At 64.6% G+C, this 14633-nt stretch carries 14 protein-coding genes, 1 tRNA gene and 2 pseudogenes; 5 read left to right on the top strand and 12 right to left on the bottom strand.

The window, feature by feature from the left end; all coding sequences use genetic code 11:
* Window positions 1-249: 249 nt before the first annotated feature.
* From AC731_RS10705 to rpsU, 4 genes are all read right to left on the bottom strand, one after another.
* Window positions 250-328: transfer RNA gene (locus tag AC731_RS10705), tRNA-Ile, on the bottom strand.
* Window positions 329-337: 9 nt separating this feature from the next.
* Entirely contained in the window at window positions 338-2329 is a 1992-nt protein-coding gene (gene rpoD / locus AC731_RS10700; protein WP_004260987.1) for an RNA polymerase sigma factor RpoD, read from the bottom strand.
* Window positions 2330-2377: 48 nt separating this feature from the next.
* Window positions 2378-4234 (bottom strand): DNA primase, encoded by a 1857-nt coding sequence (gene dnaG, locus AC731_RS10695; RefSeq protein WP_048705950.1) that lies wholly within the window; start codon window positions 4232-4234, stop codon window positions 2378-2380.
* A gap of 136 nt (window positions 4235-4370) precedes the next feature.
* A complete protein-coding gene (gene rpsU / locus AC731_RS10690) occupies window positions 4371-4583 on the bottom strand; it encodes a 30S ribosomal protein S21 (protein ID WP_004260978.1) in 213 nt (70 codons plus the stop codon).
* Window positions 4584-4731: 148 nt separating this feature from the next.
* Between rpsU and AC731_RS10685 the strand changes: the two are divergent.
* The 4 genes and pseudogenes from AC731_RS10685 to tsaD all read left to right on the top strand — a co-directional run.
* Window positions 4732-5376, top strand: a pseudogene (locus tag AC731_RS10685) (IS630 family transposase); the annotation flags it as partial.
* Window positions 5377-5418: 42 nt separating this feature from the next.
* On the top strand, window positions 5419-6453 hold the full coding sequence (locus AC731_RS10680; protein ID WP_048705947.1) for an IS630 family transposase: 1035 nt from the start codon (window positions 5419-5421) through the stop codon (window positions 6451-6453).
* 22 nt (window positions 6454-6475) lie between these two features.
* Window positions 6476-6868: pseudogene (locus AC731_RS10675) on the top strand (transposase); the annotation flags it as partial.
* Window positions 6869-6923: 55 nt separating this feature from the next.
* Window positions 6924-7958, top strand: a complete 1035-nt coding sequence (gene tsaD, locus AC731_RS10670; RefSeq protein ID WP_048705944.1) for a tRNA (adenosine(37)-N6)-threonylcarbamoyltransferase complex transferase subunit TsaD — start codon at window positions 6924-6926, stop codon at window positions 7956-7958.
* 22 nt (window positions 7959-7980) lie between these two features.
* Here the strand turns inward: tsaD and plsY are convergent, their stop codons facing one another.
* Window positions 7981-8586: a glycerol-3-phosphate 1-O-acyltransferase PlsY gene (gene plsY, locus AC731_RS10665; RefSeq protein ID WP_198291526.1), complete on the bottom strand. Its 606-nt coding sequence runs from the start codon at window positions 8584-8586 to the stop codon at window positions 7981-7983.
* A gap of 123 nt (window positions 8587-8709) precedes the next feature.
* Between plsY and AC731_RS10660 the strand changes: the two genes are divergently transcribed.
* Window positions 8710-9084 (top strand): dihydroneopterin aldolase, encoded by a 375-nt coding sequence (locus tag AC731_RS10660; RefSeq protein WP_004260958.1) that lies wholly within the window; start codon window positions 8710-8712, stop codon window positions 9082-9084.
* Window positions 9085-9150: 66 nt separating this feature from the next.
* Here the strand turns inward: AC731_RS10660 and AC731_RS10655 are convergent, their stop codons facing one another.
* The 7 genes from AC731_RS10655 to holA form a co-directional block, all read right to left on the bottom strand.
* Window positions 9151-9513, bottom strand: a complete 363-nt coding sequence (locus tag AC731_RS10655; protein ID WP_048705942.1) for an H-NS histone family protein — start codon at window positions 9511-9513, stop codon at window positions 9151-9153.
* Between the two features lie 177 nt (window positions 9514-9690).
* Entirely contained in the window at window positions 9691-10179 is a 489-nt protein-coding gene (gene ybaK / locus AC731_RS10650; RefSeq protein WP_004260952.1) for a Cys-tRNA(Pro) deacylase, read from the bottom strand.
* A 52-nt stretch (window positions 10180-10231) separates the two neighbouring features.
* Complete coding sequence (gene xerD / locus AC731_RS10645) at window positions 10232-11161, bottom strand: site-specific tyrosine recombinase XerD (protein ID WP_048705940.1); 930 nt, start codon at window positions 11159-11161, stop codon at window positions 10232-10234.
* A complete protein-coding gene (locus AC731_RS10640) occupies window positions 11158-11607 on the bottom strand; it encodes a methylated-DNA--[protein]-cysteine S-methyltransferase (RefSeq protein ID WP_205626587.1) in 450 nt (149 codons plus the stop codon). The genes xerD and AC731_RS10640 overlap by 4 nt, the downstream gene beginning before the upstream one ends.
* 49 nt (window positions 11608-11656) lie before the next feature.
* Window positions 11657-12241 carry a chalcone isomerase family protein gene (locus AC731_RS10635; protein ID WP_048705936.1) on the bottom strand — a complete coding sequence of 195 codons (585 nt, stop codon included), beginning with the start codon at window positions 12239-12241 and terminating at the stop codon, window positions 11657-11659.
* Between the two features lie 29 nt (window positions 12242-12270).
* Window positions 12271-13548, bottom strand: a complete 1278-nt coding sequence (locus AC731_RS10630) for a glutamate-5-semialdehyde dehydrogenase (RefSeq protein ID WP_048705933.1) — start codon at window positions 13546-13548, stop codon at window positions 12271-12273.
* A 59-nt stretch (window positions 13549-13607) separates the two neighbouring features.
* Window positions 13608-14618 (bottom strand): DNA polymerase III subunit delta, encoded by a 1011-nt coding sequence (gene holA / locus AC731_RS10625; RefSeq protein WP_048705930.1) that lies wholly within the window; start codon window positions 14616-14618, stop codon window positions 13608-13610.
* Window positions 14619-14633: the final 15 nt, after the last annotated feature.

Below are 14633 nucleotides of genomic sequence, written 5' to 3'. Positions count from 1 at the left end.
TTAATTGGAATATGCTTAAAGCATTGTTTGGTGCTCGGTGCTCCTCTTGCGGAGATCGAATCAAGGGCAAAGGGCCCGCGTATCGCCTTGCCCTCATCGCGTCCTTGAGCTGGATGTACGGCGTTTTGGCGCGGGCATGGAGTGGGCGGGAGGGTGACGCGTAGCCGCATGAGTCGGCCCGGAGCTCCCTCGTGGCGTCGTAAACGACAAAGCCGCCAGTCCTTTCGGACTGACGGCTTCAAGTGCTGCTGGTGGGCCCCCTGGGAGTCGAACCCAGCACCAACGGATTATGAGTCCGCTGCTCTAACCAGGCATGAGCTAGAGGCCCGTTGAGGCTTTACTGGTCGCTATCGAGGAAGCTGCGGAGCTTCTCCGAGCGGCTGGGATGGCGCAGCTTGCGCAGGGCTTTGGCTTCGATCTGGCGGATGCGCTCGCGGGTAACGTCGAACTGCTTGCCGACTTCTTCCAGCGTGTGGTCCGTGTTCATCTCGATGCCGAAGCGCATGCGCAGCACCTTGGCTTCGCGCGGGGTGAGTGAGTCGAGCACCTCGCCGGTAGCGTCGCGCAGGCCGGAGTACATCGCGGCTTCGGCCGGCGCCAGGGTCGCGGTGTCCTCGATGAAGTCGCCCAGATGCGAGTCGTCGTCGTCGCCGATCGGCGTCTCCATGGAGATGGGCTCCTTGGAGATCTTCATGATCTTGCGGATCTTCTCCTCGGGCATCTCCATCTTCTCGGCCAGCGTGGCGGGATCCGGCTCGGCACCGGTTTCCTGCAGGATCTGGCGGCTGATGCGGTTCATCTTGTTGATCGTCTCGATCATGTGCACCGGGATACGGATCGTACGTGCCTGGTCGGCGATCGAGCGCGTGATGGCCTGGCGGATCCACCATGTGGCGTAGGTCGAGAACTTGTAGCCGCGTCGGTATTCGAACTTGTCCACCGCTTTCATCAGGCCGATGTTGCCTTCCTGAATCAGGTCGAGGAACTGCAGGCCGCGGTTGGTGTATTTCTTGGCGATCGAGATCACCAGGCGCAGGTTGGCCTCGGTCATCTCGCGCTTGGCGCGGCGCATCTTGGCCTCGCCGGTGGACATCTGACGGTTGATGTCCTTCAGTTCCTTGAGCGGAATGCCCAGTCTTTCCTGCAGGTCGATGAGTTTCTGCTGCTCTTCGAGCACCGCCGGGTGGATGCGCATCAGGCCTTCAGCGTAGTTCTTGCCGGTGGCGATCTCATCCTTGAGCCAGTCGAGGTTGGCTTCCTGGCCCGGGAAGACCTTGATGAAGTGCGTGCGCGGCATGCCTGCACGATCGACGCACAGCTGCAGGATCTGGCGCTCGTGGCCGCGGACCTGTTCGACCATATGGCGTACCGAGTCGCACAGCTTCTCGATGGCCTTGGCGGTGAAGCGGATGTTCAGCAGTTCGTCCGAAATCTGCTGCTGCAGCAGCAGGTAGTGCGTGTCCTGCGAGCCGCGCTTCTGCAGGGCGTCCATCTGCTTGGCGTAGAGCTCACGGATGGCGGCGAAGCGGGCGAGCGCGTCGTTCTTGAGCTGCAGCAGCGAGGCCGCATTGGCGCTCTCGGCGCTGGCGGCGTCGTCTTCTTCGTCCTCGTCGGCCTCGGTCTCGTCGGCTTCCTCATCGGCAGCGGCGCTGGCTTCCTCGATATCGCTGTCGGCGGCGGGTTCCGTGCCTTCGCTCGCGTTGGGGTCGATCAGGCCGTCGACGAGTTCGTCGATCTTGGCTTCGTCGGCGGCGATGCGGTCGACGATCGCGAGCATCTCGGCGATCGTGGTGGGGCAGGCGGAGATGGCCTGCACCATGTGCTTGAGGCCGTCCTCGATTCGCTTGGCGATCTCGATCTCGCCCTCGCGGGTCAGCAGTTCGACCGTGCCCATCTCGCGCATGTACATGCGCACCGGGTCGGTGGTGCGGCCGAACTCGGAGTCGACGGAGGAAAGGGCCTGCTCGGCTTCTTCTTCGGCGACGTCTTCATCGACATTGGTCGCGACGCTGTCCGACATGAGCAGGTCTTCGGCGGCGGGTGCCTCGTCGTAGACCTGAATGCCCATGTTGTTGAAGGTGGCGATGATGCCTTCGATCTGTTCGGCGTCGGCGACATCATCGGGCAGGTGGTCGCTGATCTCGGCGTACGTGAGATAGCCGCGCTCCTTGCCGAGCGTGATCAGTGTCTTCAGCCGCGTGCGGCGCACTTCGGCGTCGAGCGGTGCTGCGACGGGGCTTTCGACGACCTGTGCGGCCTTGTCCTTCGCTTTGGAGGTCCGCTTGGGGCTGACCTTGCGCGCCGAATCCTTGGCTGTTTCGCGTGCCATAGCACTCCTCAGGTGAGGGTGTAAGAAAATGGGAAACCGAAAATTGTACTATAAATCTGAGACTTTCGACGCATTCGAGAGTTCGCGCTTCTCCAGAAGCAGCTCGCCGAGGCGATGGCGTCCGGCTGCATCGAGACCGTGTTCGCGGTCCTGCTGCAGCAGTGTGGCGATCTCGTTTGCGAGGCTGTCGGCATGCAGTTTTCTCAGGCTGTCCTCGAACAGGATCTCGACGACGGCCTCGTCGAACTCGGCGTTGACGAGCTCTGCCGCGACTCTTGACATGGTTTCGCCGTGCGGGGTGTCACGGAAGCGCTCGATGAGGGCGCCGAGTCCGCCGGCGGGGATGGGCTCCCCCAGGCTCAGCAGGTCGATGATGGCGATGAGCGCAAGGCCTTCCGGACTGTCGGAGGGGATCAGATCCACCGGCATGCGCGCGGCCCAGGTCGGGTGCTGAAGCACCAGACGCAACAGGGTGCCTGCGGTCGAAGGTGGCTTGCGCCTGCCGGCGGGGCGAGGGCGGAATGTGCCCTCCCGCCTGCGCTTGCCGGCGAAGGCCGGGCGGGGCGTGTCGTCGAAGGGCGGGCTGGCCTGCGGTTCGGGGCGCCGGGGCTGTCGATCCCGCCGGGCTGGCGCCGGGAGGTCAAGGGCGTGCTCGACTTCCGCTTGCGTCAGTCCGCTCGCTTCAGCCACCGATTTGATCACCTGCAATCGCAGCAGGGGTGCGGAGATGCGGTTGATGAATGGCATTGCCTCATGCACGAAGGCGGCGCGGCCTTCGGCGGCGTCCATGTCGTGCCGGCTGCGCAGTTCCTCGATCAGGAAACGGGCCAGTGGCGTGGCAGCAGTCGCGGCCTTGCGGAACGCGTCGGCGCCCTCGGCACGCACGAAGGAGTCGGGGTCGTGCTCCGTGGGCAGGAACAGGAAGGCCAGCGTGGCGTCGTCACGAAGGGACTCCAGTGCATTTTCCAGTGCGCGCCAGGCCGCGCGGCGCCCGGCGGCATCGCCGTCGAAGCAGAATACGACGCGGTCTGTCTGGCGCAGCAGGGTGTGAACGTGTTGCGGCGTGGTTGCTGTGCCGAGCGTGGCGACGGCGTTGGCGATGCCGTACTGCGCGAGCGCGACTACGTCCATGTAACCTTCGACCACGACGGCAAAGCCTTCGTCGCGAATCGGTTTTTGCGCCAGGTACAGGCCGTAGAGCTCCCGCCCCTTCTCGAACAGTGGTGTCTCGGGGGAGTTCAGATACTTCGGCTCGCCCTTGTCCAGGATGCGGCCACCGAAGGCGATGATGCGCCCGCGCCGGTCGTGGATCGGGAAGATGATGCGGTCGCGGAAGCGGTCGTAGCGGCGGCCCTGGTCGTTGTCGATGACCAGGCCGGCGTCGGCGAGCGTCTTTGCCTGATAGTCGGGAAAGATCTTCTGCAGGGCCTGCCATTCGTCGGGCGCGTAGCCGAGGCCGAAGCGCGCTGCGACCTCGCCCGAAAGACCGCGGCGCTTCAGGTAGTCGATGGCGCGGCGGGCGGGCTTGAGCTGTTCGCGGTAGAGGCGCGCGGCGAGGCCCATCGCCTCGTACAGGCGTTCGCTGCTGTCGTCCTGCGGACTGGCATTGCGTCCGTCATCGGGGACCTGCAGGCCGACCTGAGCGGCCAGCTCCTTGACCGCCTCGACGAAGCCCAGTCCGCTGTATTCCATCAGGAAGCCGAGTGCGCTGCCGTGCACGCCGCAACCGAAGCAGTGGTAGAACTGCTTGGATGGACTGACCGAGAACGAGGCGGACTTCTCGCCGTGGAAGGGGCAGCAGGCGAAGTAGTTCGCGCCGCTCTTCTTCAGTGGCACATAGCGTTCGATGACGTCGACGATATCGACGCGCGACAGCAGCTCCTGAACGAAGGACTGAGGGATCATCGTACGCGGGCGAGCGGGGCTTGCGGACCGTCGTAATGACGGGCCGGAACTGAAACGGGAAAAGCATCACGCCGGGCGAAGGTCGAGTGACCTTCGCCCGGCGTGCGGGCAACCGGAAAGCCGGGTGCGGAGCGTATCAGTACAGCTTCGGCGGCAGCATCTGGCTGCGCAGGCGCTTGTGATTGCGCTTCACTGCGGCGGCCAGCTTGCGCTTGCGCTCGGCGGTGGGCTTCTCGTAGAACTCGCGCGAGCGCAGTTCGGTCAGCACACCGGTCTTTTCGATGGTGCGCTTGAAGCGGCGGATCGCAACTTCAAACGGCTCGTTTTCCTTGACGCGGATACCGGGCATTGCGGACTTCCTTGGGTGTCTGGTGGGCAGAAAGACGGCGAATATAAACCACGCGCCAGGCGATGGCAAGTACTCCGCGCGCAGAAGATGCAGGTCGCGGGTTACTAACGTTCCCGTAAGTAGTGTCATGTGAGCGATAATATGCCCCATGAAATGCAAACGACCTTCCGACGGCCGTGCCCTCGATCATCACACCTTGCAGGTGATGCGGCAGCAGGCTGTCAAAGCAGTGCGTGAGGGGCAGACAGTGCAAAGCGTCGCGGCGGCGTATGGCGTGAATGAGCGCAGCGTTTTCCGGTGGCTCGCCGACTTTGCCAATGGCGGGCAGAACGCATTGCTGGCCAAGCCGATTCCGGGGCGCCCCAGCAAACTCAGCGCCGAGGAGTTGTCGTGGATCGCCAATGCCGTTCGTGACCATAACCCGCAGCAGTTCAAGTTCGAGTTCGGCTTGTGGACGCTGTCGCTGATCCGTCACCTGATCAAGCGCCAGTTCAAGAAGGAGTTGTCGGTCTCCTCGGTCCACCGTCTCATGAAGATCCTGGGCTTCAGCGCCCAGAAGCCGCTCTACCAGGCGTGGCAGCAAGACCCGGTGCTGGTGCGCACGTGGGAGACGGAGACCTACCCCACGATCCGCGCCGAAGCCAAGCGGGTCGGCGCAACGATCTACTTTGGCGACGAGTCGGGTATCCGCTCGGATTACCACACCGGCACGACCTGGGCGCCGCAGGGCCAGACGCCGGTGGTGCAGGCGACGGGCCGGCGCTTCTCGCTGAACATGATCTCGGCGGTTACTAACGTTCCCGTAAGTAGTGTCATGTGAGCGATAATATGCCCCATGAAATGCAAACGACCTTCCGACGGCCGTGCCCTCGATCATCACACCTTGCAGGTGATGCGGCAGCAGGCTGTCAAAGCAGTGCGTGAGGGGCAGACAGTGCAAAGCGTCGCGGCGGCGTATGGCGTGAATGAGCGCAGCGTTTTCCGGTGGCTCGCCGACTTTGCCAATGGCGGGCAGAACGCATTGCTGGCCAAGCCGATTCCGGGGCGCCCCAGCAAACTCAGCGCCGAGGAGTTGTCGTGGATCGCCAATGCCGTTCGTGACCATAACCCGCAGCAGTTCAAGTTCGAGTTCGGCTTGTGGACGCTGTCGCTGATCCGTCACCTGATCAAGCGCCAGTTCAAGAAGGAGTTGTCGGTCTCCTCGGTCCACCGTCTCATGAAGATCCTGGGCTTCAGCGCCCAGAAGCCGCTCTACCAGGCGTGGCAGCAAGACCCGGTGCTGGTGCGCACGTGGGAGACGGAGACCTACCCCACGATCCGCGCCGAAGCCAAGCGGGTCGGCGCAACGATCTACTTTGGCGACGAGTCGGGTATCCGCTCGGATTACCACACCGGCACGACCTGGGCGCCGCAGGGCCAGACGCCGGTGGTGCAGGCGACGGGCCGGCGCTTCTCGCTGAACATGATCTCGGCGGTTAGCACGCAGGGCGAGTTTCGATTCATGTTGCATGAAGGCTCGGTTGGCGCGAAGGTGTTCGTCGAGTTCCTCAAGCGCTTGATGGTCAATGCCGAGAAGCCGGTGTTTCTGATCGTCGATGGTCATCCGATCCACAAGGCAAAGATGGTCAAGAGCTACGTCGAGGGCTTGGACGGCAAGCTCAAACTCTTCTACCTGCCGCCGTACTCGCCGCATCTGAACCCCGATGAAACGGTCTGGGCTCATGTGAAGCGCAAGGTTTCGCGCCAGTTGGTCGAGAGTGCCGAGGAGATGAAGCGACTCGCACTCGGTGCATTGCGCAGCATCCAGAAGCTCCCTGAACTCGTGAAGTCATTTTTCAGGCAGCCAGAGTGCCGCTATATCCTGGAATGACTCTACTTATTGAAAAGTTAGTAGCACGCAGGGCGAGTTTCGATTCATGTTGCATGAAGGCTCGGTTGGCGCGAAGGTGTTCGTCGAGTTCCTCAAGCGCTTGATGGTCAATGCCGAGAAGCCGGTGTTTCTGATCGTCGATGGTCATCCGATCCACAAGGCAAAGATGGTCAAGAGCTACGTCGAGGGCTTGGACGGCAAGCTCAAACTCTTCTACCTGCCGCCGTACTCGCCGCATCTGAACCCCGATGAAACGGTCTGGGCTCATGTGAAGCGCAAGGTTTCGCGCCAGTTGGTCGAGAGTGCCGAGGAGATGAAGCGACTCGCACTCGGTGCATTGCGCAGCATCCAGAAGCTCCCTGAACTCGTGAAGTCATTTTTCAGGCAGCCAGAGTGCCGCTATATCCTGGAATGACTCTACTTATTGAAAAGTTAGTAAAATGCGGCATCGAATCAAACGGATGCAAGCAATGAAAGTGTTGGGGATCGAGACTTCCTGCGATGAAACCGGCGTGGCGGTGTATGACACCGAGACCGGCCTGCTGGCACACTGCCTGCACTCGCAGATCGACCTGCACGCAGCCTACGGCGGCGTCGTGCCCGAGCTTGCGTCGCGGGACCACATCCGGCGCCTGCCGATCCTGTTGAAGCAGACGCTCGAGGCGGCGGGGCTCGAGGGCGGAGCGCTGGATGCCGTGGCCTACACGTCTGGACCGGGACTTGCAGGGGCGCTGCTCGTCGGCGCCAGCGTCGCCGAATCCTTCGCGATGGCGCGCGGAATCCCGGCGCTGCCAGTGCATCACCTTGAAGGTCACCTGCTGTCGCCGCTGCTGTCGGACGATCCGCCGGCGTTTCCCTTCGTCGCCCTGCTGGTCTCGGGCGGTCACACGCAGCTGATGCGGGTGCGCGGCGTGGGCGACTACGCCCTGCTGGGCGAATCTGTCGATGACGCCGCAGGCGAGGCGTTTGACAAGACGGCGAAACTGCTGGGGCTCGGTTATCCGGGCGGGCCGCAACTGGCGCAGCTGGCGACGCAGGGCGTGGCAGGGCGCTTCCGCCTGCCGCGGCCGATGTTGCATTCGGGTGATCTCGACTTCAGCTTCTCCGGTCTCAAGACGGCCGTGCTGAACGTGGTCTCCGCGCCAGACTGGGACCCCGCGCGAATGGCGGATCTCGCTGCCGAATTCCAGGATGCGGTCGTCGATGTGTTGTGCGCAAAGGCGCTCGCTGCGCTGAAGAAGGTGGGGCTCAAGACCTTGGTCGTGGCTGGGGGCGTGGGGGCGAACCGCAGATTGCGCGAGGTGCTCGACGCGGCCCTGGCCAAGCGTGGAGGCCGGGTGCATTACCCCGAGCCGGCGCTGTGTACGGACAACGGCGCGATGATCGCGTTTGCCGGGGCGATGCGATTTGCGGCGGGGGAGCGTGGGCGCGGCGAGCCGGCTGTGCGCATCCGTCCGCGCTGGCCACTGGTGGAACTGCAGCCGCCGCCGGGTGCGGCGATCTGATGCCGATGCGCGGCCGGACGCCTTAGTCCGTCTTCGGCTTCTTGCTGCCGCCGATCTTGCCCTCGGTGCCGGCGCGCAGGCGCTGGATGTTGGGCGCGTGGCGCCAGATCAGCATGGCCGCCATGGCGAGCAGCACGATCACGCTGGCCTGCGGTCCGAGGAAGAGGAGGCCGGCAAGCGGAGCGGCCACGGCCGCCGATAGCGCGGCGGCCGAAGAATAACGGGTGGTGAACGCGACCGCCAGCCATACCAGTGCGCACAGGATCGCAATGCGGCCGTCCACACCCGCGAGCACGCCGAGCGCCGTTGCCACGCCCTTGCCGCCATTGAAGCGCAGGAAGATCGTGAACACGTGGCCGAGGAATGCGGCCAGTCCGGCGAGGGCTGCTTCGGTGGGGCCGAAGCCCAGCCGCGCCGCGGCCCAAACGGCCAGCCAGCCCTTGAGGCAGTCGCCAACCAGAGTCAGTGCGGCGGCGCCCTTGTTGCCGCTGCGCAATACGTTGGTGGCGCCCGGGTTGCCCGAGCCGTACTTGCGGGGGTCCTCCAGCCCGAATAGCTTGCTGGTGACGATGGCAAAAGGAATCGAGCCTAGCAGATACGCGGCGACGAGCAGGGCAAGCAGGGACATCATTGCTCCACGTACCCCGTGTGGTCGGGGAACGAATGCAGAAAAGGTTCAGCGTGGGCGCGCTGGCACCGCTGTCGGCGGGCGCACAGGATAGAATCGCAGCGATTCTAAACGGGAACCACCATGGATTTCATCTTCATCGAGGAGTTGCGTGTAAAGGCCTGGGTCGGCATTTACGCACGTGAGAAGACGGGCCCCCAGACTGTCGAGCTCAATCTCACCTTCGGTGTTCCCGACGCCGCCGCCGAGCATGACGACATTGCGGACACGATCGACTATGCGGTGGTGACGCAGCGTATTCGAGAGGAACTGGGGCAGCGCCATTTCAACCTGATCGAAAGCCTGGGGGAATTCGTCGTGCGCATGCTGTTCGATGAATTCGGCGCGCCCTGGGTCAAGCTGAAAGTGGCGAAGATTGGCGTGATGAAAGATGTTCGCCGTGTCGGGGTATTCATCCAGCGCGGACGGGACGGCAGCTTGCCGCCGCATACCGGCTGAGCCAAATGAAAATCGCCGGATCGAGGCTGCTGCCTCCATCCGGCGATTCGATCCGACGCCGCGAAATCAGGCGGCCAGTTCGTCCATTGCCTTGCCTTGTGCCAGCCAGTCGAGGACCCATTGCGGACGACGGCCGTGGCCGCTCCAGCCCTGTTCCGGATTGGCAGGGTTGCGATACTTCACCACCGGGGCTGCCTTGGTCTTCTTCGCGCTGGCGCGGCGGCCCGTGCCCTTGGGCGCGGCCTTCGTCTCCGGCGTGGCGGCAGGGGTTTCGAGCAGATCGTCGAGCGTCAGGCCCTCTTCGGCCGCCATCTTCTGCACCCGCTTCAGCAGGTTGCGGCGCGTGGTGTCGCTGCGACGGCGGATCTCGGTTTCGACCTTCGCCGCCAGGCGGCGCAACTCGGGAAGCGAGTAATTCGACAGGTCCATCATTTCTCCTTCGTATATTTGTATTCGTGTGCCCGTCCGCGATGGCTTTGCGACTATTGCTGCTGACCACGCGACGCTAGCGGATATCACTATCCGGATTCTGCCAGCAATTGAAGGAGAAGCGGATGATTTTTATTTTTCGTGGCAATTGTCTGGCGATATTCCCGGGTTGAATGCTCAATTCGCGACTTCGACGAGCGTGGGCTTCAATACCCGTAGAATGTCGTGCGGGTGCAGCCCGACCAGGAATCCCCGGCGCCCGCCGTTGATGTAGACCAGCGGCAGCTCGAGGATCGTCCGCTCCATATATACCGGCATGGTCTTGCGTGTGGCGAACGGTGATGTACCGCCCACCAGATAGCCCGTGTGGCGGTTGGCGACTTCGGGTTTGCAGGGTTCGACATGCTTGCAGCCGATCTGCCGTGCGAGTTCCTTCGTCGAGACCTTTCGGTCGCCGTGCATTAATACGACCAGGGGCTGCGCATTTTCGTTCTCCATGATCAGCGTCTTCACGACGGCGTGCTCGCTGACATTCAGTTCGCGCGAAGAAACGGTCGTGCCGCCATGTTCCTCGTATTCGTAAAGGTGATTCGAATGGGCCACGCCATGTTGGCGGAGGAAGCGTGTGGCCGGCGTTTCCGGCGCGTGGATGTTCTGTCGGCTCATGGTGAAATTCCAATTAGACCATTGGCGGACGCTGAATGGTGCTGCACTCCAGTCAGGCGCGCGGGTGATGCTTTGCATGCAATTGCTTCAGGCGCTCGCGGGCAACGTGCGTATAGACCTGTGTCGTCGAAATGTCGGCATGACCAAGCAGCAACTGGACCACGCGCAAGTCCGCGCCGTGATTGAGCAAATGGGTCGCGAATGCATGGCGCAGCGTGTGCGGTGAAATGCGCTCGACGGGAATGCCGGCAACGACCGCGTTCTGCTTGATGATGCGCCAGAACATCTGTCTTGTCATGCCGGCGCCGAGGCGAGTGACGAAGACTTCGTCGCATTGCCGGCCTGCGAGCAGGGCGGGACGGCCTTCGCGCACATAGCGCACGATCCAGTCCGCGGCGACCTCGCCGAGCGGTACGAGGCGCTCCTTGCTGCCCTTGCCCATCACCCGGATCACCCCCTGATCGAGGCTGACGGCAAAGAGCTTCAGCCCGATGAGCTCGGATACACGCAAACCCGCAGCGTAGAGCACCTCGAGCATGCAACGGTCGCGCAGGCCCTGTGGCGTGTCGATATCCGGTGCGGCCAGCAGGGCCTCGACCTGGGCTTCGCTCAGTGTCTTCGGAAAGCGTTGGCCGGGCATCGGCGGGTCGAGCATCAGGGTCGGGTCATCCGCGATCTCGCGGTTGGCAAGCAGGTGACGGTAGTAGCGCCGCCAGGCGGCCAGCAAACGGCGCTGACTCGCGGGTTTGGCGCGCAGGCTGAACTCCGCCAGGTAGGCGGCGAGGTCGGCCGCACGCGCTGCCGGCAGGGCCGTTCCGCGTGCGTTCAGCCAGGCTGCGAAAAGCGTCAGGTCGCTGCGGTAGCCCGCAAGCGTGTTGCGTGCCAGGCCATGCTCCAGCCAGAGGCTGTCGATGAAGCGGTCGAGCTCGGCGCGGGTGTGAGCGGGCAGGCTGGCATCGACCGCGGGCGGCCGTGCGCTCACAGGGCGCCCTCGTGCCGTAGCAGCCAGCGTTTGACTTCGAGCAGCCAGCCGTCGCGGGCGTTGGCAAAGCCGCCAAGCCCTGCGGCAGAGGTGACGCGGTGACACGGCACGACCAGCGGATAGGGGTTGGCGCCACAGGCCTGACCTACGGCCCGTGCGGCACTGCCAAGACGTGCAGCAAGCTCGCCGTAGCGGCGCGTCTGCCCGGTGGGGATGGCGGAGATTTCCGCCCACACGCGACGCTGGAAGGCGGTGCCACGCGCCCTCAGCGGCAGAGGGAAGGCGCCACCGGTATCGTCGATCCAGTCCCGCAGCGCCTGCGCCGCTGCGCTTGCAGTCTCGGTCGCGGGCGGCTGCAAGGGGGTGTCCGGGGGAAGGAACACCAGTTCACTGACCGCGCCACCCGACGTGCGGATGCCGAACGGTCCGAACGGCAGCGCGATCACTGCGTCGAACGTTTGCGTCCGGAGCTCGGCAGGCGCCCTCGTCACTGCCTTACTTCTTGCGATTCAGCAGGTCTTCCTTCAGATCCGCATCCGCGGGGCGGTCGCCGATCCAGATCCGAAGCAGGGCCGGGTAGAGCGCCGGGTCGGCGATGTCGCTACGTGCTTGCCCGTTGACCAGCAGGCGGGTCGAGCCGTCGGCCAGTTGATCGAGGATGAGTTCGGTGCCCGACCTGGCATCGCCGCTCCCCATTACGGCTGCCAGCAGCGCATCGGTGGAGGGCTTGAGGCTGGCCAGCGCGGCAGCATCGTGGTTGCGTTCGAGGCCGGCGCGCATCGCGTCGGCGAACTGCTTGGCCTCGAGGTCCCGGATCATGACGATGCGGATCCGCTTCTCGCCCGAGTCCTGGAGCAGCGCCGCAGCGTCGGTGGCCGGGGTGCGCACGTACAGCCCCATCGCATAGACCTTGAAAGTCAGCCGGGTGCGCAGGCCGGCACCATTGAGCATGAGCGCACCACTGTCGAGCGTCTCCTGCGACCTGAAGCCGATGCCGGCGACTTCGACGGCGGCGTGGGCGATGCCCAGGCTGGCCGTCAGCAGGGTCGTGGCCAGCAGCTTGCGTGCGAACCGATTCATGAGGATGGAGCCTGTCGGGGAAAGAGGGGTTAGCGACGGATCTCGCCGTTGCCGAAGACGATCCACTTCTGGCTGGTCAGCCCTTCGAGACCGACCGGGCCGCGGGCGTGGATCTTGTCGGTAGAGATGCCGATTTCAGCGCCGAGGCCGTATTCGAAGCCGTCGGCAAAGCGCGTCGAGGCATTGACCATCACCGAGGAAGAATCCACTTCGCGCAGGAAACGCATGGCGTGCGTGTAGTTCTCGGTGACGATGGCTTCGGTGTGACCCGAGCTGTAGGTGTTGATGTGGGCAATCGCGTCGTCGAGCCCGTCAACCAGTTTCACGGCGATGATCGGGGCAAGGTACTCCTCGCGCCAGTCGGCCTCGGTGGCGGCGACGAGCTTGCCGGCGTCGATGCCTGCCTCCGCGAGCAGGGCGAGCGAATCGGCACAGCAACGCATCTCCACGCCCTTGGCCGCGAGCATGCGGCCGATTTCCGGCAGGTAGATGTCGGCGACGTCACGCGCGACCAGCAGCGATTCGGCGGTGTTGCAGGTGCCGTAGCGCTGGGTCTTGGCGTTCTCGACGATGGGCACGACCTTGGCGGGATCAGCCTCGTCGTCGATGTAGACGTGGCAGTTGCCGTCGAGGTGCTTGATCACCGGCACGCGCGCGTCCTTCGAGATGCGCTCGATCAGGCTCTTGCCGCCGCGCGGCACGATCACGTCGACGTACTCGGGCATCGTGATCAGGGTGCCGACGGCTTCGCGGTCGGTGGTCTCGACCACCTGCACCGCATGCTCGGGCAGCCCGGCTGCGATGAGGCCGGCGCGCACGCAGGCGGCGATCGCGCGGTTGGCGTTGATCGCTTCCTTGCCGCCGCGCAGGATTGCGGCGTTGCCGGATTTCAGGCACAGCGCCGCGGCGTCGGCAGTGACGTTGGGGCGAGCTTCGTAGATGATGCCGATCACGCCCAGCGGCACGCGCATCTTGCCGAGCTGGATGCCGGAGGGACGGCGTTTGATGTCGGTCATCTCGCCAACCGGGTCGGGCAGCGCGGCGACCTGCTCGAGGCCAACGGCAATGGCTTCGACGCCCTTTTCGTTGAGCGTCAGGCGGTCGATCAGCGCGGGCTCGAGGCCCGCGGCACGGGCTTCGGCGAGGTCCTGCGCGTTGGCCGCGAGCAATTCGCTGCGACGGGCGCGGATCTCGGCGGCCATCGCCAGCAGCGCGGCATTCTTGGCCTCGGTCGAGGCGGCGGCCAGCACGCGCGAGGCGGCGCGGGCCTGGCGGCCGAGGGTCTGCATGTAGTTCTGGATGTCCATCGCGATGTCGGTTGGTGTCGAGCTAAACAGCAATTAAAACACCGAACAGCGCGCGGGGGCTATGGGCGTTGCGCCAGCCGTAGCGCGAGTTGCAGGAACTCGTCCCATACGTCGCCCGGCACCAATCCCTTGATCATGCGGTCGATGCGCGCGGCGTGCATCAGCGCGGCGCGCAGGGTGCCCTGGCCGAGGCGGCCGAGTGCACGGCCGACGGCCTGCTGGCGGCGCGGATCGAAGATGCGTTCGGCCTTGAACAGCGCGGGCAGCGGCTGGCCCGCGTCGCGTCCGGCGCTGAGGTTGGCGAGGCTGCGTGTCTCGTTGGCCAGGGCCCACAGCACCAGCGGTGGGGCCGCGCCTTCGCCCTTCAGGCCTTCGAGCAGGCGGGCGCAGCGCGCCGGATCACCTTCGACGACGGCTTGGCGCAGCTTGTCGATGTCGTAGCGCGCGACGTTGAGCACGGCGTCCTGCACCTGGTCGAGCGTCAGCGCGCCCTCGGGGTGCAGCAGCCCGAGCTTCAGGATCTCCTGGTGTGCGGCGAGCAGGTTGCCTTCGACGTGATCGGCGATGAAGGCGAGCGCATCGGCGCTGGCGGTCTGCTTCTGCAAGGCGAGCCGGCGGCCGATCCACTCGGGCAGACGCTCGCGCTCGGGGGCGTTGAACTCGAGGCTGTTGCCGGCTTCGGACACGGCCTTGAACCAGCCCGTCTTGCGCGCCTGCCAGTCGAGTTCGGGCAGGGTGATCAGGGTCAGCGTCTGCATCGGCAGGCTGGCGACGTAGCGCTGCAGGGCTTCGCCGCCGTCGCGACCGGGCTTGCCTGTGGGGATGCGCAGGTCGATGAGTTTGGCGCCACCGAAAAGTGACATGTTGCCGGCGGCCAGCGTCAGGGCGTCCCATTTGAAGCCCTGGCCGACGACGAGCGTCTCACGTTCCTCGAAGCCCTGCCGCCGGGCGGCGGCGCGGATCGTATCGGCGGCTTCCAGCACCAGCAGCGGTTCGTTGCCGTGCAGCAGCCACAGTGGCGCCAGCGGCCTGTCGAGCAGGGCGGGAAGCTGGTCGGGACGCAGGTTCACGGCGCGGTGCGAGTC

It is taken from the genome of Thauera humireducens, from assembly GCF_001051995.2.
GTDB classification, from domain to species: domain Bacteria; phylum Pseudomonadota; class Gammaproteobacteria; order Burkholderiales; family Rhodocyclaceae; genus Thauera; species Thauera humireducens.
The sequence above is the reverse complement of the archived record's forward strand: the minus strand, read 5'-3'. Positions and strand labels throughout refer to the sequence as shown.